The following is a 22,341-nucleotide window of genomic DNA, read 5'->3' on the forward strand; positions in this document are numbered from 1 at the left end:
GTTAACGCTCATTTTCAGCGATATCAGACTTATCTTGTACCGCCATCCACATACGTTTTAGAGTGTTAACCCGATAAAATAAATCAATAGTTTCCGCGCAAAGTGATGTCTAGCTTGACTGTGCATCAATTTCAACTCACCCGCAGCGAACTTCATTAGAAATATTCCTGCAAGATCTCTGGAATGGTCAATTTGTCGAAAAAGCCATGGTTAGAATCACCGGGATTACCATTGGGTTGAGTCCCTGCCAGCATAGGTGCTGTGGCAAACGCCATAAAACAGCGAAACATCTGTACCCTTACCTCTTTAAGGTTTCCATTTTTGAAGCCCACCAGTAACATCCTCCAATGGATCTTCAAATGTTGCAGATAGCTATTTTTACTTAAAATATGGCAATAACCCAAGTCCGTCATAGCCTGTTGATAATTACCTTTTTTCAGATTTTTCTTGGCGCTACGATAATAAAGATCATAACCCTGTTGTTGTTTTTTGTTCATCGTTATACCTTCATCTCAGTCATTACTTTCGCCCCTAGTGTGTTGAACAATTTGCCCAACAATCTCCACCCCAAACGTCTCCATGGTGAAAGGTGCTCAACTAATACGTGATCGTATTCCATTGCTGCCCTCGCGCCGCGACGACGTTTAAACTCCCCCACGCCAGAGCTTAGGTGCAAGGGTTTGGCACCAGCCTGCGCCAAAAAAACCAATTGCCGTATACAGGCACGATAAATGCCTTTTTCACCGTCGTGATCATCGTGACCAACCAATCCACTGTAAATCATATCATCGGTTTCAAAGTAGGAAATAAACCCCGACAGTTCACCATTTTGTTTCACAGCCAATAACTTAAAGCTGTCACAATAAATAGCCAATGACTCAAACCACTTCTCACTATAATCAGCACTCAGGTGCGAATACTTATTGACGTAAACACTCCGATAAAAACCACGTAGCTGTTGCGCGGTCTGTTTATCAACTTGAATGAAGGGTTCGAAAGTCACTTTCCCTTGATCCAGCAACTTGGCGTCAGCCTTCAAGGTACTGCGGATCTTAACCGCCTTTTTGCCTACCTCTTCGAGAACCTCAGGCCGCCAGATGTATATCTGCCGAGCTAACAATCGCAGCACATTACTGGTAGGGAAGCGCTCTATGCCCTTAATGCAAATCGCATGATTGGGAAAATCTTGCGTCAGCCGTGCGGTCACCTTTTGCAACTGCTCATCAGTCAAATTTAATGAAGGGTTATTCGGTAACAGATTATTATTCAAGTAAACGACCTTGTTGATACCAAATCGAGTCAACAGCCACTTTAACCCACCAAGCAATACCAACAATGGATAACGGATCCGTTTTTGTCTCATGGTTTTAACAAAATCAATATTGTAATCCACGTAAAAAATCAGTGGTGACGACAGATACATCCCTCCACTGTCACCATTATTGACGACTAGCGGTATCATCTTCCCATCAATATTCAATACCAAGGGCTGTTGCAGGCAGTTTTCAATAAAAGGGCTTACTCCCTCTTTAAGGTAACCGTGGAATAAACCGACAAGCCCCTTGTCGCCACAATCGGACATTTGCTCAACGTCCATCATCATGATCTGATTCATCGGCAATACAGCTCCTTAGTCGATTGTAAAACGTTCAGTAACATTGATGGCAAATCTGGATGAGTGACAATCCCGAAGTGATCCCCTGTAATCCTAATCTCTTCAACATCGCCAAACTCAGACCAAGCATCTCCCGCCGGGCCTCGAGTCACAATACTGTGCTCGGCATTAATCAGCGTCATCTCACCCAGAGGGTCCCCCCAACTTGGTGTCATTTTCAACTGTGCACGAGTCAGTTTTAGTAGATTCAGCCACAAGCCTACACCTGAAGTATCGCCGTGAGCTTGTTGCTCGCCCAAAAGCTGTAGTAACTCATCTAGCCCAGCTCGAGGAGGTAATGAAAAGTCCAATGACATCACTGCCAGCTTGTTGTATACCTGTTCGGCAATAAAACGCTCGACATTTTGCGGTTCACTCAACTTGACATAGCTGTCCAGTAGTACCAACTTTGCCTCACCAAAGACCCGTCGCCTCAATTGAGCCCCGAGCCAACCGCCCATCGAATGGCCAACCAACATAACCGGCCTTCGCGGCAAAGCTTTAACCGCCTGCAGGGCATAATCCATCCATTGTTCGAAGCTCACAGGAATATGACCGAATTGCAATCCCGGAGCCTGTAAAGCATAAACACTATTTTCGGGAAAATGACTGGCCAATGCGATAAAGTCCCCCGCGACACCGCCAGCGCCAGGGATACAGAGCACAACTGGCAATTTATCGGATCGACTCAGGCACACCACTGCATCCGTGGTTTCACTCTTACCTTGATCGATAAGCTCCGCAAGCCCATTAATATCGCTATTTGCAAGCAACTGCTGCAGCGCGATATCAACACCAAACCTTGCACTTATCAACGAAAGCAGTTGTAGTGCTTGAAGCGAATCACCACCAAGATCATAAAAGCTTTCATCACCTGATTTTGGCGTTTGACCGAGCACCTGCGCAATCAGAACGGCAAGCTTCAACGCCGTACCACTGAGTGTCGTGTTAGTTTCAAGTCCATTTTCAGCTAGTAAAATCAGTGCCTTGCTGTCAACTTTACCATTGGCTGTCAAAGGTATCTGATCTACCACTATGATACGGTTGGCAACCATATAATGTGGCAGCTCTGATCTCATACTTGCGAGTGTTCGCTTCGCGACTCCAGTAACTTCAGTCGAAGCAACCACAAAGGCCAGCAACAAATCTCGCTGTTTAATTCGATTATAAAGCACTACTGCTTCATGAATATCTTCCCTTGATTCCAAAAAGTGCTGAACCGCATCCAACTCAACCCGATATCCACGGATCTTGACCTGGGCATCGCTACGGCCCACGAACCACAAGGTGCCGTCTGGAAGCCATTTGACGATATCGCCAGTGTGGTACATCAGCTCACCATCGATGCCCTCGATAAATGCCTCTGTGGTTTTTTCTTCATTGAAAAGGTAACCATTAGCTAACCTCTCACCTGTAATATACAAGATGCCTTCCACACCCGCGGGTACAGGCTTTCCTTGTAAATCTAGCACTAAAAAACCATTACCCTCGGTAGGCATACCCAAGGACACCTTCACATCGTTAAACCCAGCAGAAATAGGAAAGACCGATGCTGTAATAGTCGCTTCTGTCGGACCATAAACGTTGAATAGCTGCAATTTTTGCGGTAACTGCATCTGCTGCCATGCTTTGATAACCGAAAGTGGCATAGATTCACCGCCGAGCAGTACCATGCGCAAAGGACTATCCAACCAAGCTTGCTTTTGCTTAGCATCAGCACGCATCAACCATTGGAAATACACAGGGGGTAAGTCGGCAACAGTGACACCACTTACAGCAACTTGTGGTAAAAACTCTGCCATGGACCAAATTTTCTCAGGAATGACCACACAAGCACCCACACTTAACGGCGCGATCACTTGTTCTAGCGTAATATCTGCACCCGTTGAGGCAAACCACAAGACACGATCATCAGTAGTAAGTGACAATGTCCGTGCCATTGCTCGGCTATGGGCCTGTAACGAATGTAAGGATAAAACCACCCCTTTGGGCTTCCCAGTCGTACCCGAGGTAAACATAACTATTGCAGCACTCTCACTCGGAGTGTGTAACGGCGACTTGTAACCCAACACAATATCACTTTGATCTTGCGATGAAATAACCTGATATCCGAATGTCTGTGGCTGTTCGCTGACAATATAAGCCGCATCGGCGTGCTCAACAATGCTCTGTTGACGTAACGGATCGGCATCCACCGGCAGTGGAATTACCACTAACTCTTTACGCATACAGGCCAATAGCCAAACGACAAACTCAACCGACTTAGATAAATGAAGTAAGATCCTAGTCCCACGCTCTATAGCCAAAGATTGCACCAAGGTTTCGACTAACGCATTCAATTCACCGTGGCTCACCCGCCTTTCACCCATCATCAATGCGATTGCATTCAGATCTATGGGTAAAGCCATTTCTTCAATGATGGTTGAAACCTTATTCAAAGCCTCGAGTTCATGTCGTTCATCGGGAAACAATGTTTGCCATCGAGGTAAAGGCAACTTTTGTTGTTTCAGAATGTGTAAACACAAGGCATCGACAACTGCGACATAGCGTAAAACGCTTTGTTGAGAATGCTGTCGACCATCAAATCCCACTTGAAATCGTAACTGCCTTGTTTTCACTGATACGCCACAATCGATAGTCAGTGGAAAATTCACGCTTTCAAAAACAGTGCTATCGATAAGCGGTAAACCTTCATTGAATAAACCATCGTACACGTGAAAATCAGTGTAATTAAACAATACCGACTGAAATGATAAACCACTGAGCTTCTGGATCTCATCTGTAGGTAGGGCACGGTATGCCATGATTTGCCGGTCCAAGGTCACAACTTGGTCGAGCACACTCGACCAAGTCTCGCTCGTAAGATTAATATCAAAGGGCAAAGAGTTTAAAAATAATCCCAATTGAACATCGCCACCAGCAACATCCAATCGATTATGGTACACCACAGTAGTGTTAACCCGCGTCTTATGGGTCAATATTGAAAGTGCTTTTAAGTGTATCGCCAACATCAATTGTCGCACGGTAACCCCAGCAACTTTGGCTTCAGCCATGAGTGCATCTGAGTTTTGTTCAAAAGACTGACAAGGTATATGAGTAAACCCCGCATCTACCGGTAGCGCCTGCCTTGCCACCGATGGCAATTCACTGACCTGCGCCCCATCAAGCAATGCCTGCCAAAATTGACGATGAGATCCATCCTTCAGTGCGGCCAATTCAGCAAAAACATAATCTCGGTAATGACCATTGTTGCCCGCGAGTATGGAATAAGGCTTTTCCTCAACGGCAAAAAAATAACGTTTGATTAGTTCGGTATTGAAGTTAGCTACAGACCAACCGTCGAATAAAGCGTGATGAAAGCTTAACGTCAGCTGCTCACTCCCATCGTCGAAGCGGTGTAAAAATAAACGATATAGCAGTGGATCATGGTAATCGAAACCATTGGCGATCTCGATGTTGACAAACTCCCTATATTGCTCCAGTGCCAGCTCAATATCGCCACCTAAGTCATGTACCTGCAGTGGAACATCTGGATTAGCAACAACCCCTTGCAACAACCTTTCTGCTCCTTTGATGAGACGAGTTCGCAATACTGGGTGTATTACCATCATATCCTTAAGCACACGATGCAAGGTATTAACATCAAAGTGCATTTGCAGACGATAGCCGAATACATCGTGATAAACACCCGCTGTTGCATCTAATTCACTGTGATAACACATCCCTTGCTGTAAACGAGTCAGTGGATAAACCATCTCAAACTCACCACCCGCCAGTTGCTGCTCAGCATTGCTCAGGTATATAAGCTGATCTGGCACCACAACCTCTGTCCCAGAGGGCGGTTTCTCTACCAGCGCCAACAGCCTGCTCGGTGTCAATTCACGGTAAATATCAGCAACACTAAAATGTATTCCCTGTTCGCGGGCATCAATGACAAGGCGGATGCAAGAGATGGAATCCAGCCCCAAGGTAAACAAATTATCGTCGGCAGCGATGGAATGAATTCCAAGCACATTCGCGATAACAGCATAGATAGGATGATCCAACATAGGCGCATTCTGTACAGAAGAGCTTTGCTGTTGCCGCTTATATTCACTCAACAACCACTTGATGTCGGCTTTACCGTTATTGGTTTGCGGAATATGCTCAATTGGATGGCAGATTGCAGGGATCATGTAAGGGGGTAATCTTTTGGCCAACTCATGTTTGATAACCGAAGCCACGAATAATTCCGCCACCTGAGGGATAACAAAAGCAATAAGTTTATCACCAGCACCGATATCACTTACGGTAACGACTGCTGTTTTCACGGCATCCAGAGACATCAGTTGTTGCCTCACTTCTTCAAGCTCGATTCGATAGCCGCGGATCTTGACTTGATCGTCCTTACGTCCGAGGTAAACAAGTTGCCCATCATTATCGAGTCGAGCAAAATCACCACTGCGATAGAGTCGGCCTGCAGTCGTATGAGTAACAAATCGCTGTGCCGTCATTTCAGGCTTACCGAAATACTCCCGCGCCACACCAGGTCCACCGATATACAACTCCCCCTTAGTACCTTCCGGCAAAGGAAGCCCGTCACTACCGAGCAAGTAAACGTCAAGATCTGACAAAGGTAAACCTATGATGCTGCGGGCCTGCTTACAATCGCCAGCTTTTACTGTGTAATGAGTCACATGGACAGTCGTTTCAGTAATGCCGTACATATTGACTAGCTTGACCCTATCGGCATCATAACGCTGCTGCCAAGATGCCAAACGTGGCAAAGACAGTGCCTCACCACCAAATACAACATAACGCAGCTCACTCAGCGGCTCATCGACTTGGTTATCGGCATCAATGAGATTGTAAAATGCCGAAGGTGTCTGATTAAGAATGCTGACTTTGTTTTCCAGCAAGAAACGATGGAACAGTGCAGGTTGCAACAAGCATTCGTCCGGGACTATCGCCACCGCCCCCCCTGTCAACCAAGGGCCAAAAATCTCCCACACGGAAAAATCAAAAGCAAAGGAATGGAACAAGCACCACACATCGTCAGCATTAAAGTCAAAAGCATTCATCGCAGCCCCCACTAACCGCACTAAGTTGTGGTGCTCTACCACCACTCCTTTTGGCAAGCCTGTGGAGCCTGACGTATAAATAATGTATGCCGCATCATGCGGTTCAATATTAACCGCTGGAGCCCTGTCTTCATACTGTTGAGTTTGTGCAGTCAATTTGGCAATGTCGATCACGTTAACGTCACCATGCTGCCAATCTTGATCGCACAATACCCACTGTGCACCGCTATCAGTACAAATATGGTTAATACGCTTGGCAGGGGCTTTGGGATCTACCGGCACATAAACCCCACCGACTTTAATAATCGCCAAGATACCACAGAGCAAATCAAGGCCGCGAGTAAGTGAAATAATCACTTTTGTTTCACGCGTTACGCCCATTGCCGCCAAGCCTTGCGCCAACTGATTGGCTTTGCAGTTCAGCTCACGATAACTTAGCCAGTTGTCGCCAAACCCGGCGGCCTTGCGATCAGCAAATTGCGCAACACTATGCTGCCAAATATCAGTGATGGTCCGATTACGCCAGTGGGCCTGAACAGATGCTGTCGACCCTTTGAGTCGATTAAGAGGGGCATGATGGTACTTAGCCAATAATGTCTTACTCAACTGATCAAATAAACAAGCACCTCCACTATCCAACAACTCCAATATCATCAACCAATGCTGCTGCATTTGTCGGATATGTTGTTCACTAAACAGTGAACTATCGTATTCCCATTCCAATTGCAGCTGCCGACCATCGCTTTGACAATTCAGCATTAAAGGATATTTCACAGCCCTAGTTTCAGCGGCAAGAAAATGGAGTTGAGCTTTGCCACCAGCCAACTCTATGACCGATTGAGGTAGAGTTTGCTGAACAATGACAGCTTTAATAGGAGGTAATGCACCGTGATTTTGGCTTAAACACCAGCGGTTAGCATTGTCATAGCTTAACGCCGTATGCGCCTGCGCCTGCATAAAGGCATCACGACTGGCTGACAGATAATCTGCAACTTCGCCACCAAGTTTCAACTCACACTGGATCGCCAACATTTGTACAAAATGGCCAATATACTCATGCTGCTCGGAAGTGCGTCGATCGGCAGGAGTGAACAATAAAAATCGACGACTGTCGCTATAAATACCGATAACTAGCGCCGTGATAGCGCTCTGCAGCGCAAACGGACTCATCTGATGCTTTTGCGCTAATCTGTTGAGCTGTGCAAAATGGGATGCGCTTAAATATTCACGATGAAGTAGCGCCATACCAGAGCCGTTGCTGCTACCTCCAAAAGTCTGTTGCCAATCAAGCGTTTCAAAGCCATTGATATGCTCAACATAGGTCGCCATATCCACCTGATTTGAGTGGACCTGGGGTAGCCAAGATGCTGTTGCAGGTATTAAATTTAGACTTGCTACGTTTTGACAAAGGTACTGACGAACATCTTTAACCAATAATTGCAGTGAGTGACCATCAAATACCAAATGATGAAAGACTAGCGACACAAAACGCTTATTATCTGCGGTTTCTACCCAATCGAAGCGATATAACGGACCGTTTTGCAAGTCAAACGGAGCCGTCCTAAATGCGTCAAGATTCGCTTGTTGTCTATGATGGCCGACAACGACTGCAACAAAGGGGTCAAATTGAGCATAAAGTTTCCCCTTATGCATAACAAAGCGACTTTGTAACCGAGTGTGACGTTGCACTAAAGTTTCGGCCCAAACTTTAAAGTCACTAAAGTCCAACTCACCAACTAATTCAAATTGCAGGGCGATATTAAACGCAGAATTTTGCTCAGCGATTTGTTGACGGTAAAGTAACAATTGCTGTACATCGGCTCTTATAGGTACTCGTTGTGGTGCCGTTCCAAGTAAGTGAAAATAGTCGACAAGCTCAGATTTCAACGCTTTAACCTGAACCAACAAAGGTGTACTATCACCTTGACCATAATGCTGAAACGATAGGCCACCTTGCCCATTCAGACTCAAAGCCATGCCTTGCTCGGCACAATGTTGCAATAAGTCTGCTGCCTTATACAGGCTATCGTTCATAATCAGATATCCCCGAAAGTCACATTTAGAGCAAATTGCGGCAATAGTGCCGCCAATTGTCGAATGCTACTGACCTGATAAAGTTGCTCTAAAGGAATGCTACAAGCCGTTTTCGCTTCGATTTGAGCCTTAAAATGCATCAGCTGCAGCGATGAGCCAGGAATGCTGATAAACGGTGTATCCGCTTCGACCGGATATTGAAATACTTGCTGTGCAGTCTCGAGCAAAACGCTTGTCATATCCATTGATTTACCTCTTATATCTCACTGTGACACCCAAACCTAGCGGCTGGGTGAAAATTCAAAAGTCTGTTGTGTTTCGCCACCCAAGAACGGCAACCATTTTTGTTCAAGCCATCGCTGATGTCCCATGGAATAATGTTCGGACAACGGATGGCCAGATTGCCCACCCGGCATAGCCACCAATGCCAAATGCTCTTGACCAGGGCTAACGCTATAACGAATGGATGCACCGAAACGCGGCTCATTGATCGCCGGCATAAACTGATCCCCAGCCTGTTCTTGCGGAGCCATATTGAACACACTATCCAGCGGCCACAGCGGTAATCCTAGAGGATGATTCATACGTAAACGGTTTTGCCAGCCCCAACGTAACTTTTCTTCATCATCATGTTCTTTCAATAATGTCTGATAGCTCGACAGTAATACCCCATAGAGATAGTCATCCAGTTTTTCAGCACCAAATAATCCGGCCTGCTCAGTGTCAATAGCAGTCCAAACTGTCTGCTCGACGTTGCTATTAATCCGTCGGAAAGATTTGATAAGCTCAGGCTGTTGCAACTGCGCCAAGAAGGGTTGATAAAAATCGGCAATCGACTGGTTACGAGCAGCACGAGTGAGAGTGTAGGCCACAGAGTCTTTCGATGCATGGCCATCCCAATCTCCCATCAAACGCTGCAAATCATCATCAGGTTGAGCTTGAGCTTCAAGGGCTTGGGTCAAACGCCTATGCCAACGAGCTAGCATCAACGCCCGATTGTCAAATTGGATAGCGGCTACACTTTTTACGTCTGCCTTATGCAATCGCACCAATGATTCGTGGATCTGCCACGCTCGGGCGCCATTGAGGAAATCGTCTTCTCCAATAGTTGGCCAGTCGGACTTCTCATACATACGGTTGTTCGCAGACCAGATAAATCCGGACTTGGGATCAATCAACTGCGGATAATTCTCGGCCTCAACCCAAGTCCAAGGTCCGTGTTCGGCGGCAGTAGTTGCAAACCTAGCCTTGTCTCGTTGAGGTAAAGGACCAATAATCGTCCAACCTATATGTCCTTGAGAGTCTGCTACCAACAGGTTTTGTGGCGGCACTCCTATACTGGGTGCAAGTGCTATTATCTGCTCTACTGAACGGGCTTGCTCAAACGCCAATAGGTTTAAATTAACCGCTCTGTCGGTATGAGCCAACCATTTCACCGCATAGCCACCGTCAGGTAATATTGGCCCAAATCGAGTATGCTTGATGGTTAATTGCTCCACCGCTTCGCCAACTTTAATGTCTTCAATTTCTTCACGATCTACGACCACTTTGTCGTCGACCACAGTAAGGTCACTCCAATTGCCATAACTGTTGGTCAGCCCCCAACTGACAAAACCATTCGAGCCAGCCACCACCAAAGGCATTCCTGGTAACGTCACACCTGTAATGCGATGTTCGCCAATACTCAAGCCCAAGCGATACCACTGATTTGGTAAGTAAAGACCCAGATGAATATCGTTGGAAAGAATGGCTCTACCATCTGCAGTATGGGCACCTGATACCACCCAACTACTGCTACCATGAGCAGGTTCCGTCTCTCCCAATTCAGCATTTCCCTGACTTGTCTCGCCCTTTTTCAACTGCCTATATAAGGAACTTAAATCATATGGTACAGCTTGGTTTTCGCCGATCACTGGAGAGTCGAATTCTGTATGATTAGGTAACAACAAGGCATAATCCTGAGGAAAACGGTCATGGATCAAGGTTCGCAGCAATTTTTTATCGCCGTTGCCGTCTTGTAAACCAAAATACATGGCGTAGACCACCAGCAATGAATCTACAGCCGTCCAGGGTTCGGGTTGCTGCATCAACATCAGATACTCAGGTGGCCGCACTCTAAGCGCAGCTAGACCAGCATTGACGCCTTTAACATAAATATCAAGTAACTGTTGTTGGGCTGCTGGTAAGAGAGAAAGTTGATGAGCCGCACGTTTGCGAAACTGATGCAGCCGTGATGTTTTATCCATATCAAGCGCACGAGCACCAAATAACACCGATAACTCACCAGCCCCACGACGTCGTAACAAATCCATCTGAAAGTAACGTGACTGACCATGCAAATAACCAGTAACCCAAGCCCCATCAGCACGATTTTCCGCTTTGATATGAGGTACGCCGTATTCATCCATATCGACCAAAACCTGACTTTGCAAATCAGGATGGGCCACCTTGGACTCATTAAGCGGCACACTTAAACTCAGTGCGACCCAAATGCCGGCTATAGCCAATAGCAACAACAAAAGTAATATTTTAACAACTAGCCAAATACGGGAAGCCATCATACTTCCCAGCCGAAATGCTGGGCAATGGCACGACGGTTCAACTTAAGATTACGCAGTAGCAAGCCATTCCCTGAAGTAAACTCGCAAGTGGCTACCTGCACATCAACAAGTAAATAGGATCCACCAGTATAATTTGTAAACCATTGTTTTACACTGGCAACAACTGCGGGCACTTGCACAACATCGACGAGATGCGGTTCGATAGCGATTAAAAATCCTTGCTGGTTAGCATGTAATAAAATGGCTGCGCGCTTAACTTCAACGGCCTGTTCCAAGGCCTTTTCAATGGGCTCGGGTTGGAATTTTCTGCCATCTTTTAACACCAAAGTGGTCTTTTTACGGCCTTCAATATATAAGTTACCCAACTCATCAAGTCGTCCCAAATCACCAGTATGAAACCACCCATCCTGTAAGCGTGTATCTTGGACATCCATTGGATTATCATCTTCAACAAGATAACGACTGAGTAGCGGGTCATCTTTCGCTACAAGTATTTCGCCATCTTGTGCTATCCGCACTAAGGTGCCAGGCAAAGGTTTTCCAACTGAATTGGGCACTTCGGCCCCAAGAGTATTGACGCACACAGATCCACATTCGCCTAAACCATAGCCTTCGCATAAACGAATACCATGATGATGAAAAAAATCGATGGCATCTTGACGAATTTTGGCCATACCTGTGGTCATGATGTGCATTTTTCCACCCAAAGCAGCCTGAACAGTTGCACTATCAGCACTCGCCAACTGCCTAGCCAAGGTTTCAAACAGCACTGGTGGGCCCATTAAAACGGTCGGTTGCATCCGAACCAGTCCCTCAGGCAAACGATAGGGGGGCACCAAAACAAGATCAAAACCAAAAGCGATGGCGCCATATATATAGAGTCGTTGCTGATAACTGGTAAAAGGCATGTAGACAATCAACCTACCATCTTCTGCATCAAACATGTCTTTGTACGCGCGGATCTGTGCATCTGCACCACGCTTTGAAATCACCAAACCTTTAATATTGCCACTAGAGCCTGATGAAAATGTTACCGAGATCTCATCATCCGTAAATCCTGCCCCAGTAGCGGCCAATACGGCTGATTGCTCAACCAGAGGAATATCGATGTTGATAACGCTTGTTCGCTCGGCTTTATACTGATGGTAATAGCCATCAGACAATAGCAGTGCATAAAGACCAAAAACATCAACTAAGTCACTGTTATCATTAAATAAGGATTGTGGTAAACCGACAACTACTGCCCCCAATTGAGTTAGTGCCAAATCGTACAACACCCAACTGAGTGAATTGTCACCGCCGATACCTACCGCCATCCCACGGCACACACCAAAACCTTTCAACTCGTCAGTAAGTTGCTGCACCAGACGATAGATCTCGGCAAAACTCAAACTTCTATACTCACCATCTTCTATATAGATAAAATGACGCTCACCATGCGCTTGCAGGCTCAGACCCAAACCATCAATTAAGTTATTCATCTAACCTCTCCCAACTGGCATGTTACCGCGATAACTCAAAGCCGCGACCACAAACACACAAAACACCAAACTAAAACTCATTGAACCAACCAGTACAGTCGCCATACCGCGATACATCTGGGCGCCGATACCCGGTGAAAGCATCAGCGGTAACATACCGAATACGGAAGTCAAACCGGAAATATAAATGGCCCGAGAGCGTCTCAGTACCGCTTGATGCAGGGCTTGGTTGCTATTCAAGCCTTGTACTATCCCATCACGCTGTTCGGCCACGATCAAAATGGCATTATTGAGCACCAGTCCTGCGGAAATGATAAAACCCATCATGGTCAAAATATCCATCGAAACGGGTGTGATCAAATTAATAAACCACAAGGCAAAGGCGCCGCCAAACAAGGCAATAGGTAACGTTAATAAAATATGACCGGCCGCCTGAGCAGAACCCAAAATCAACATCAACACCAAGGCCAATCCACCCAGTGCAACCACAACAACCCACATAATATTATTCATCGCTTGTTCGAACTCATCTGCGCTGCCTTTAAAGCTGACGTGCATTTGTTGTGCAGTCAGCTGTGCCGCATAATCCTGAGCCAACAGACGACGTAAGCTGTCGGTCAGCCCGCCTAAAGAACTGCCTGCTGGGGGCGTAATGATCAAACGTACCGTTCGCCGACCGTCAAATCGCAGCAACCGGCTTGGGCCACGCTGCTGTTGCACTCCGGCTAGTGTGCCTAGATCCACAGTATCGCCATTTGGGGTCTGTACCTGCAGCTGTCTCAATTGTTGCGGGTTGTACCACTTAGGTCCCTTTAGATAAAAATCATAGGTTTCTAGGCCGTCGATAAATTCACCAGCATAAAGGCCACCACTGTAAGCACTTACGATATCAGCCAACTGCTGTTGACTCAGACCGAAATCATGGTCGGCCCAACTATTGGGATAAACTAACAAACGCTGAGCGTCATCATCAGCGGCGGGGGTGATCTGCACGCCTTGGGCTATACCTTGCTCGATAATTTCTTTCTTTAAGTCCTCTGCAACTACCAACATTTTGGATAGATCGTCACCATGTACATTGAGGTGAATTTGTTTCGATGCCGACGAACGGAAGTAGATCATCGGCTCCTGCTCTACATAAACGCTGACTTCTGGCAAATCAGCAAATATCTTCTGATTGAATTCAGCGATCAACATGTCGAGTTGCTCAGGATTTTTCGGGTAAGCGACTAAAAAAGCAAAGTTGCTTGCTACTACCAAGTTGTAAGAGCGCACGGGAATAGCCGCATCTTCGAGCATGTAAGGCCTAAGTCGTGCGATCAATACTTCGGCCACGTCACGACGTAAAGTTTCAATATTACGCCCTTGGGGGAGCTGTATGGATGCACGTAATAGAGTATCGCCGGCGTTGGGTAATAGATCCTTAGGCGGTAACAATAGCGGTATAGCGACAACGGGGAATACGATAAGCATGAGCAACAATAAGGTTTGCTTAGCGCGAGTATTGCTCGAGGAAAGCACAACATCAGCCATTTTCACCCAATAATCTGAATGATAGTCTTTACCATCGGCACGACGGCTAACGAATACCAATAGGGGCACGACAACCAAAGCAACGAGTAGTGATACCGTGATAGCCAAAGCCATAGTCAGCGCCAAATCTGCCAGTAACTGCCCAACATCGCCAGCAAACCCAGCAATTGGCACAAAAATAAGCAAAGTTGTTAACGTCGAGGCAAACAGTGCCTTAGCCACTTTGGAAACGGCTTCCTTTATTGCTTGGGCTGTATTTTGCATGCTTGCACAACGTGCTTCGATGGCTTCCTGCACCACCACTGCCGCGTCTATAATCAGACCAACTGAAAATGCCAAGCCAGCCAACGAAATCACATTCAAGCTGGCACCCGTGGCTGAAAGCAACAAGAGAGTCAGGCAAATAGATAGGGGTACAGTGGTAATTACCACCAATGCCGCACTATGGCGACGAATGAAAAAAAACAATACTAAATAGACTAATGCAATACCTATCAACATGTTACTGCCAACAATAGCGATGGCTCGTTCGATATTTTCAGAAGTATCCAAGCTCATCCCAAGCTCTAAACCCAGGGGTTGTAATTCAACAGCATTGAGTTCTTCTATGCGCTGTTTTATGCCCTGTACGATATCAAAAGAGTTGTGACCACGGCTGCGATTGAGACTGAGGTAGTAGGCTTCTCGACCACTTTTGAAGGTAATATTTCGGCCTGGCGCAAAGCCATCCACAAACTCAGCAACATCACCTAAATAGACAGGTCTCCCCTCCTGCCAATGAATAATGTGTTGTGACAATGCGGATCTTGAAGGCTGACCTTTGAATCTCAGTGCCACGCTGTCTTTGCCCAAATCCATGGAGCCACCACTTTGGTCCTGCAGTTGTGCAATTTTTTGCTGTAACTGCGCCACAGAAATACCAAAACGGCTCATTTTAGCAGGGTCGAAGTTAACCCAAATGACCTTATCACGATGGGAAAAACTGTTGTCGACACGGCTAACACCAGGGATCCGAAGTAGCGCAGGGATAACCTGATGACGCACAGCTTCATCCAGCAAGGCAAAATCGGCATCAACACCAGCACGCGGATACAGCATCAATGTGGCAACGGTTTCTGATTCACTGATACCATCTTGGGTGATCTGCGGTTCATCGGCGCTTTGGGGCCAACTTTGTACTTGATTGAGTTTTGCACTTGTGGCTATCAGCGATGCCACCGGATCAGCACCGTCTTCAAACAACAGACGAGTCGTAACCGAACCAGTCGATACCTGAGACTCCATCAGTTTCAGCCCTGGCAAAGAAGCGAGGGCATTCTCCAATTGTACAGCCATCTGTACTTCGACATCCTCAGGAGCATTTTGCTGCCAGCGACCGCTGATTTGGATTTCTGTACGCTCGATTGTCGGTAATAACTGTACCGGCATGCGCAACCCTTGTGCGATACCTAGTGCCACCAACAATGCACACAAGGCCAATATTGTGCGGCGATACTTCAAACAAAAATCCATCACCATGTTTGTCGTCCACCACTGAGCATACCGACATCAGCAAACTGCTTTCTTAAATCACGGGTGCGGTCGGCTTTGATATGCACTTCGCTACCGATACTCAAGCCATCCATACCGCGCAAAATGATTTTATCACCCATGTGTAATTGTCCAGCAACACCGATGAATTCGCCTTTTTCTGCCGCAATGACAACACTGCGTTCTACCACTTGACCTTGACTATCAATGACTTTGACTTGGCTGACACCACCGCTGTCGACAATACCGTCGCGATGAAACCACTGAAGTGGCTCATCAGCGCGAAATGTTACCACTACAGCTTGTGTAGCCAGATGACCAATAGGACGATGTGACACATCGAACACAGATGTCAGCAGCGAAACTGAAGTTTTGCCACTTGGGATCACTGCAGCAATGGGCAAGGCCTTCTCATCAAATATAGGAGTCACACGGGTATATTCATTGACTTGAGCCGCTTGTTCCAAGGGCAAGGTCACCCAATATTGCACCGCACTCATATCAATTGTGGTTAATAGCGAGTCACCCTTTTCTACAAATTCACCGATATTAGCGTGTTGTTCGACAACAATACCGGGTCTTACAGCCTGTGTGACTAAAAATGCCAACGACTGCAGCAACTGTTTGGCCTGACTGCGCTGGGCATTCAAAGCAGCTTGTGCCTTTACCAACTTCAATCGATGTGCCTGCGCCTCTTGGCTCGAAACGTTGTTCGAGCGAACCAAAACATCGAGGTTATCGACTTGTAATTGTGCCAAATCGCGACTGGCAGCAAGTTCCAGAGACACCAATTCACTGCGCTCTAGTGCCAATTGTTTAAGTGGGTCGGATTGACGAACCAAGGTATCCCCTGCGGCAATATTGGTTCCAGGAGTCAAAACAGACTCAACCCTACCATCTGTTTGTACTTTATATTCAATAACATAACGACTTTTAAGTGTCCCTACTGTGTGATATTGATATTCAAATGGTGCCGTCCATGGAGTTTGCACTACGACTGAGGGTTCGGCGACACAGGTAAAAGCACATAATGCCAGTAAGCTTATTATTGTTTTTCGTAACATTGAATTTGCCATAATCCCGTTCTTTCACTGCTGAACACCTCGCCAGCTTGTGCACTGATATCATTGAATCCCTTACTGTCCGGTCTTACCACCCGTAAATGCCCTCTTGATACGACAGTGGCATTGGGTGACAAATTAGCGGCGATATCGACTAAAAATGTATTGGCTGGGCCATCGGACATAAATGACGGCACATCGGATATGGAAACGAAATCAACAGGCTCTTCGATCTTATTAATGGCGCTGACAATATCGGTTTGGATATAATGGATTTGGGTATACGTTAAGTTTTCTTTAATCGTTTGATACAAATTTTCATCGGCTTCCATCATCGCACTGCGTGCATTAACCAAGCGTCCAAGCACCAACATCTGGAAAAAATAACTGTCGCGGCACAGTATCTGCCCGAACAAGGTCTCAAACATATTTCGATAAATCGAGAACGTCGACCCCATGCGGTTCTTTTTAGGAAAGTCACCACGATACAACAATGCATTCAGTGCCGTAGCATTGCCGAATAATGCCAATGCCAATGTCCAACGCTTACGTGGAAATGCCGTACTTTTAACAAAGTTTCGCTGATCTTCTAAGTTGTCGAATTCAAACAATATGTCAAGCTTATCTCCTACCACAAAACGGATAAGCTTAGAGACTGTCATCAACATTCGCTCAAATTCACCAAGATAGATGATAGGTTGCCACTCAGATTTACTGAAAAACTCAGCCAACCTCTGACCCGTCTGTTGGCGCAAGGTCAACGACTCAAACAATGCTTTACGCTTATCCACGGTTATCGGATATTCGGGATAACCGAACAATGCCATAAAATCGCCAAACGACAATTGTCGAATAGACTCGACCCTAAGCTCAGTCAAATCCAGTTGTTCTTGGAGAATATCAACACAAGTAATGGCTCTGGGGCGCTTAGCGACCAGCGGAACAATGCGTCCGCCACTACCAGCAACAGCAACAACATGCCCGGCATCCTGAGGTAATAATTGATACTCAGGCAAAGTATCTTCATCACCAAGCGCATAATTGAGCTTTGAAAAATAAGCCATGGTCTCTCCTATTGATTGCTATTCGGTGCATGCCTTTAGAGCATGCACCGGACATAAAAGCGCATCGACAAATTAAGCGTTGTCGCGCAAAAATGCGTAGCGATCTGAAGCACCACTTTGGAACAATTGATACTCTTTCCACACATCGTCAAGAATACGTGCAGTCAATACCAAAGAGTTTTCCATTACAGCAACAACTGAATCAACGTCTTCTTGGGTTTTACACACCTCGTGCAACATCTCGTTGACTTCTTCAGCGTGCTTGGCATCAATCTTCGAGTGAGCAATAAAGAACTTCATGCTTTGCGGTGTTAAGTCCAATGTCGATTGAATTGCTTTAAGTACCGGATCAATGTAGCCATAGACGTTCTCAGCCCAGTAACTGTAACCTAAACGTTGAACAGGGTTACCTGTTGCAGAGATCCAATAAAGGTAGGCTATCAAGGTTTCAGTCGCAGGCAACGGCTTGGAAGAAAGCACATCTTCACGGTCGAAACCAATAGAAGCGATATCTGACAATGCCATCAACTCGTGACCAGCTTCTTCATGAGCATGATGGAAGCAAAAAGACAAATATTTACCCGGTAAATCTTTACCCATAATACCAACCAATGCTTGGTTCTTAGCATTGTGTTTGGTGTAATGGTAGGTTTCGGTCATATAGATGGCATACAAAGCTTTAGTTGCTTTGCCATCCAAGACCTCGTGGATAAACGGAGAGTTGGTCAAAATACTGTCCCACATAGTGGCGACCTTTTGCTCCAATTTAGTTAAATCAATGATAGACATTAGTATTTTTCCTTGGTGAACGTATCGTAGGTTTGTTGAATACTGCCTAAAAGCAGTAAGTAATCGGCACCGCCGAGTTCGTCGTAATAGCGACTGCCCTCTATGACCACACAGCCGAATGCCCGATATAGAGGCGCAAGTGCAACACGGCACTTGGCGAGATAATATTCATTGTGATGATTAATCTTGGCCCAACGACATACGTGGACCAACAGTTGTTTGTACCGCTGGCGGCCTTGGTGAGCGGCACTGATACACAAGCGAGAGATCATAAACGTCTTATCTATATCCAATTCAGGGCAAAGGCTCATCACCCGTTGTTGAAAGTCAAAATCAAGATAAGCCAATTCAGTGATCCGGCATGAGGCAATGATCTCATCATCGATAATGCCGCAAAATAGCAGTGAAGCCTTGTCTTGGGTAAGTTCAACATCGAAGTGGGCTGACTTGTTAGTCAAATGCTCAAGCAGTGCGTATTCGTACACGTCCTGCCGATGGGCCAACAGTTTCTGATAGCTTCGCTCGTATTCGAGCAATTGAATTTCCATTACAAGCCCCGCCTATTCCATCAGCTTGGCCAGTGCCCTGGCTTGTGGTTTATCACTGTTTCTCAAAGCTTCAAAAATACCAGCCTGATCTTCGGCAGAGCGGTTTTGACCCAACTTGAATTTGCTCAGAACTTGGTCTGCGGTCAATTCGAAACCACTAATCATACCGCTCAACCTATCGACCAATTCATCAGGCATGACTTCGCTGCCGTTCAGTTGTGGTTCATATAAGTGCACTTGCTGTCTCAAATGTCCCAGCAAATCTCCTGCATCCAGTGGTCTAACACGACCTTCGAAATGAGCTATAGCATAGTTCCATGTTGGTACCCCCGACTGCTTCTGATACCAAGTCGGACTGATATAGGCATGTGGCCCCTTAAAAATCAGCACGCTCTTTGCGGAGTCAGCCAACACTTGGCTGTGACGATTACTTACGGCCAAATGAAAGGAAAAGCGCCACTGATGGTCACTTTGTTCCAGGATAACTGGCAAATGAGAGAGATGGAGTTCACCGTCGTTATCGACTGTGATTAAAGTGGCAAAACTGTTTTGCAACACCAAGTTGCGAAGCGTTTCTGAGCATTCCGTACTAAAACTCTTAGGTACATAGGTGTACATTGCAATCTACTCCATTATGTAGTCGCTGAAATCAATTGTGGGCAAAATTATGCGTAAGCCACACTGGGGAATAACATGTTAAAAAACGCATCAACTTACATATAAAGTATTAACAAGTCAACGCGTAATAAAAAAAATGCATATATCACAGCATGTTACTCACCGTATTTCGCATACTATTTCGCGTAATAAGCAGTTTATTGGGGACCATAGGTAGGTGTATAAGATTTACCACGAGTAGAGCTGAACTTGCAGATTAAGCCGAAGAAACGCTTGAAGTGCCACAAACCTGATGTATGAATTGTCCTGAGACAAGGGTTCAGTACTGGCTTATGGGTTTTATGTACTATGCACTAAAGATCAGGTTGCTGAATGTGATATTTTGTTATTGGCGTGAATTGAGGTAAAAAATCCAGATATGCTTTTTATAAACATATCTGGATTATGATAATTTACAAATATTGCTTTTAATCCATGTGGCGACTAATTAATAGAATCACTCAAAACAATATAATTACAAACCCAATGCTTACTCCACAGTTACGGATTTTGCTAGGTTACGTGGTTGGTCTACGTCAGTGCCCTTGATTAAGGCAACATGGTAAGACAATAACTGTAATGGAATAGTGTACATCAGCGGCGCCATGAAGATGTCGCAGTGTGGCACTGGGATCACTTTCATTGTGTCGTCAGACTTAAACTCGGCGTCTTTATCGGCGAACACATACATCAAACCGCCACGGGCACGGACTTCTTCCACGTTTGACTTAAGTTTTTCTAATAATTCGTTATTAGGTGCCACCACTATCACAGGCATATCGGCATCGATTAGCGCTAGCGGACCGTGCTTTAGCTCACCAGAGGCGTAAGCTTCGGCGTGAATATAAGAAATTTCCTTAAGCTTAAGCGCACCTTCCATCGCTATGGGGTATTGATCGCCGCGACCTAAGAATAGTGCGTGATGCTTGTCGGCAAAGTCTTCTGCAAGTTCGGCGATGGCATCATCTAAACCTAAGGCTTGCTCTACTTTGGCAGGCATAGATTGCAGGCTTTGGGTGATGTCAGCCTGCATTTGCGCCGACATGCCATTGTGGCGACCAATCACAGCCGTTAGCATCAATAGACCCGCTAATTGCACGGTAAAGGCTTTAGTTGATGCCACGCCAATTTCGGCGCCAGCTTTCATCATGTAAGCCATATCAGATTCACGCACTAATGATGAACCCGGTGCGTTACAGATGGTCAATGTGGCCTTGTAGCCCATTTCTTTTGCAAGACGCATGGCCGCCAAGGTATCTGCTGTTTCGCCAGACTGAGAAATCGTCACTAAAAGGCTATTTGGGAATAGGTGAGACTTGCGGTAGCGGAATTCAGATGCGATTTCCACGTTACAAGATACCCCCGCCCAGTCTTCTAACCAGTAACGCGCCGCCATACCGGCATGGTAACTAGTACCGCAGGCGATGATCTGTACGTGTTTGATGTCTTTTAAGAACTCGGCAGCATTGTCACCAAAGGCAGTGTCCAACACTTGCTTGTTAGCGATGCGTCCTTCTATGGTGCGGGCTAATGCCATTGGCTGCTCATAGATTTCTTTGAGCATATAATGACGGTATTCGCCCTTATCCCCCGCATCATGGGTAACGTCAGACTCTTTCACTTCACGCTCAACAGGGTTACCGTTAAGATCGAATATTGCCACGCTGCGACGAGTGACTTCGGCAACATCGCCTTCTTCTAAGAAGGCAAAGTTACGGGTGACAGGCAGTAAGGCTAACTGATCGGAAGCCACAAAGTTTTCACCTAGGCCAAAACCTATCACTAGCGGGCTGCCTGAACGAGCCACAACCATACGCTCGCTATCACGACGGTCGATAACCACAGTGCCATAAGCACCATCGAGTTGTTTTACTGTGGCTTGTACCGCAGCTAATAAGCTTGCTGCAGTTTTTAACTCATGATGCACTAAGTGACAAATCACTTCTGTGTCAGTTTCTGAGGTAAACACATAACCCAGACCTTTAAGCATGTCGCGCAGCTTATTATGGTTTTCAATAATGCCGTTATGCACCACAGCGATATCACCTGCTGATACGTGGGGGTGAGCATTACGCTCACTTGGCTCACCATGAGTCGCCCAGCGAGTATGAGCAATACCCGTGCCGCCCATTAACGGTGCGTCAGCTAAAGCGGCAGTTAATTCCTGCACCTTGCCCACGCGGCGAGTACGGCTTAACTCGCCATTGTTAATGACTGCAACACCGGCCGAGTCATAGCCGCGATATTCTAAACGGCGCAGGCCTTCCACTAAAATTTCAGCTACATCCCTTTGCGCTACTGCGCCAACGATTCCGCACATAGTAATTTCCTTGATTGTTTGATGTTAAATTTAAATAAGAATTAGAATG

General features: G+C 46.1%; 13 protein-coding genes. All 13 read right to left on the minus strand.

Going from position 1 to position 22,341, the window contains the following annotated elements:
• Positions 1-155 precede the first annotated feature (155 nt).
• Positions 156-497, minus strand: coding sequence for a DUF3703 domain-containing protein (locus tag SDEN_RS19410; protein WP_011498142.1), 342 nt, complete (start codon positions 495-497; stop codon positions 156-158).
• Positions 498-499: 2 nt separating this feature from the next.
• Positions 500-1,615, minus strand: a complete 1,116-nt coding sequence (locus SDEN_RS19415) for a hypothetical protein (protein ID WP_011498143.1) — start codon at positions 1,613-1,615, stop codon at positions 500-502.
• Complete coding sequence (locus tag SDEN_RS19420; protein WP_011498144.1) at positions 1,612-8,748, minus strand: non-ribosomal peptide synthetase; 7,137 nt, start codon at positions 8,746-8,748, stop codon at positions 1,612-1,614. Before SDEN_RS19420 ends, SDEN_RS19415 begins: the two co-directional genes overlap by 4 nt.
• Positions 8,749-8,750: 2 nt before the next feature.
• Positions 8,751-8,993: an acyl carrier protein gene (locus SDEN_RS19425; protein WP_011498145.1), complete on the minus strand. Its 243-nt coding sequence runs from the start codon at positions 8,991-8,993 to the stop codon at positions 8,751-8,753.
• 36 nt (positions 8,994-9,029) lie between these two features.
• Positions 9,030-11,309: a penicillin acylase family protein gene (locus tag SDEN_RS19430; RefSeq protein ID WP_083759671.1), complete on the minus strand. Its 2,280-nt coding sequence runs from the start codon at positions 11,307-11,309 to the stop codon at positions 9,030-9,032.
• On the minus strand, positions 11,306-12,790 hold the full coding sequence (locus tag SDEN_RS19435) for an AMP-binding protein (RefSeq protein ID WP_011498147.1): 1,485 nt from the start codon (positions 12,788-12,790) through the stop codon (positions 11,306-11,308). Before SDEN_RS19435 ends, SDEN_RS19430 begins: the two co-directional genes overlap by 4 nt.
• Positions 12,791-15,823 (minus strand): efflux RND transporter permease subunit, encoded by a 3,033-nt coding sequence (locus SDEN_RS19440; RefSeq protein WP_198134615.1) that lies wholly within the window; start codon positions 15,821-15,823, stop codon positions 12,791-12,793. It lies immediately after the preceding gene.
• 11 nt (positions 15,824-15,834) lie between these two features.
• Positions 15,835-16,917 (minus strand): efflux RND transporter periplasmic adaptor subunit, encoded by a 1,083-nt coding sequence (locus tag SDEN_RS19445; protein WP_011498149.1) that lies wholly within the window; start codon positions 16,915-16,917, stop codon positions 15,835-15,837.
• On the minus strand, positions 16,899-17,978 hold the full coding sequence (locus tag SDEN_RS19450) for a DUF3419 family protein (RefSeq protein ID WP_011498150.1): 1,080 nt from the start codon (positions 17,976-17,978) through the stop codon (positions 16,899-16,901). Before SDEN_RS19450 ends, SDEN_RS19445 begins: the two co-directional genes overlap by 19 nt.
• A gap of 72 nt (positions 17,979-18,050) precedes the next feature.
• Complete coding sequence (locus tag SDEN_RS19455) at positions 18,051-18,767, minus strand: iron-containing redox enzyme family protein (RefSeq protein WP_011498151.1); 717 nt, start codon at positions 18,765-18,767, stop codon at positions 18,051-18,053.
• On the minus strand, positions 18,767-19,315 hold the full coding sequence (locus SDEN_RS19460) for a hypothetical protein (protein WP_011498152.1): 549 nt from the start codon (positions 19,313-19,315) through the stop codon (positions 18,767-18,769). The genes SDEN_RS19455 and SDEN_RS19460 overlap by 1 nt, the downstream gene beginning before the upstream one ends.
• 12 nt (positions 19,316-19,327) lie before the next feature.
• A complete protein-coding gene (locus SDEN_RS19465; RefSeq protein WP_011498153.1) occupies positions 19,328-19,933 on the minus strand; it encodes an FMN-binding negative transcriptional regulator in 606 nt (201 codons plus the stop codon).
• 529 nt (positions 19,934-20,462) lie between these two features.
• Entirely contained in the window at positions 20,463-22,292 is a 1,830-nt protein-coding gene (gene glmS / locus SDEN_RS19470) for a glutamine--fructose-6-phosphate transaminase (isomerizing) (protein ID WP_011498154.1), read from the minus strand.
• Positions 22,293-22,341: the final 49 nt, after the last annotated feature.

This window comes from Shewanella denitrificans OS217 (assembly GCF_000013765.1).
GTDB lineage: Bacteria > Pseudomonadota > Gammaproteobacteria > Enterobacterales > Shewanellaceae > Shewanella > Shewanella denitrificans.

Excerpts from the sequence above, each read along its gene's own strand:
- SDEN_RS19410 (WP_011498142.1), bottom strand. The coding sequence starts at position 497 with ATGAACAAAAAACAACAACAGGGTTATGATCTTTATTATCGTAGCGCC.
- SDEN_RS19415 (WP_011498143.1), bottom strand. The coding sequence starts at position 1,615 with ATGAATCAGATCATGATGATGGACGTTGAGCAAATGTCCGATTGTGGC.
- SDEN_RS19420 (WP_011498144.1), bottom strand. The coding sequence starts at position 8,748 with ATGAACGATAGCCTGTATAAGGCAGCAGACTTATTGCAACATTGTGCC.
- SDEN_RS19425 (WP_011498145.1), bottom strand. The coding sequence starts at position 8,993 with ATGGATATGACAAGCGTTTTGCTCGAGACTGCACAGCAAGTATTTCAA.
- SDEN_RS19430 (WP_083759671.1), bottom strand. The coding sequence starts at position 11,309 with ATGATGGCTTCCCGTATTTGGCTAGTTGTTAAAATATTACTTTTGTTG.
- SDEN_RS19435 (WP_011498147.1), bottom strand. The coding sequence starts at position 12,790 with ATGAATAACTTAATTGATGGTTTGGGTCTGAGCCTGCAAGCGCATGGT.
- SDEN_RS19445 (WP_011498149.1), bottom strand. The coding sequence starts at position 16,917 with ATGTTACGAAAAACAATAATAAGCTTACTGGCATTATGTGCTTTTACC.
- SDEN_RS19450 (WP_011498150.1), bottom strand. The coding sequence starts at position 17,978 with ATGGCTTATTTTTCAAAGCTCAATTATGCGCTTGGTGATGAAGATACT.
- SDEN_RS19455 (WP_011498151.1), bottom strand. The coding sequence starts at position 18,767 with ATGTCTATCATTGATTTAACTAAATTGGAGCAAAAGGTCGCCACTATG.
- SDEN_RS19460 (WP_011498152.1), bottom strand. The coding sequence starts at position 19,315 with ATGGAAATTCAATTGCTCGAATACGAGCGAAGCTATCAGAAACTGTTG.
- SDEN_RS19465 (WP_011498153.1), bottom strand. The coding sequence starts at position 19,933 with ATGTACACCTATGTACCTAAGAGTTTTAGTACGGAATGCTCAGAAACG.
- glmS (WP_011498154.1), bottom strand. The coding sequence starts at position 22,292 with ATGTGCGGAATCGTTGGCGCAGTAGCGCAAAGGGATGTAGCTGAAATT.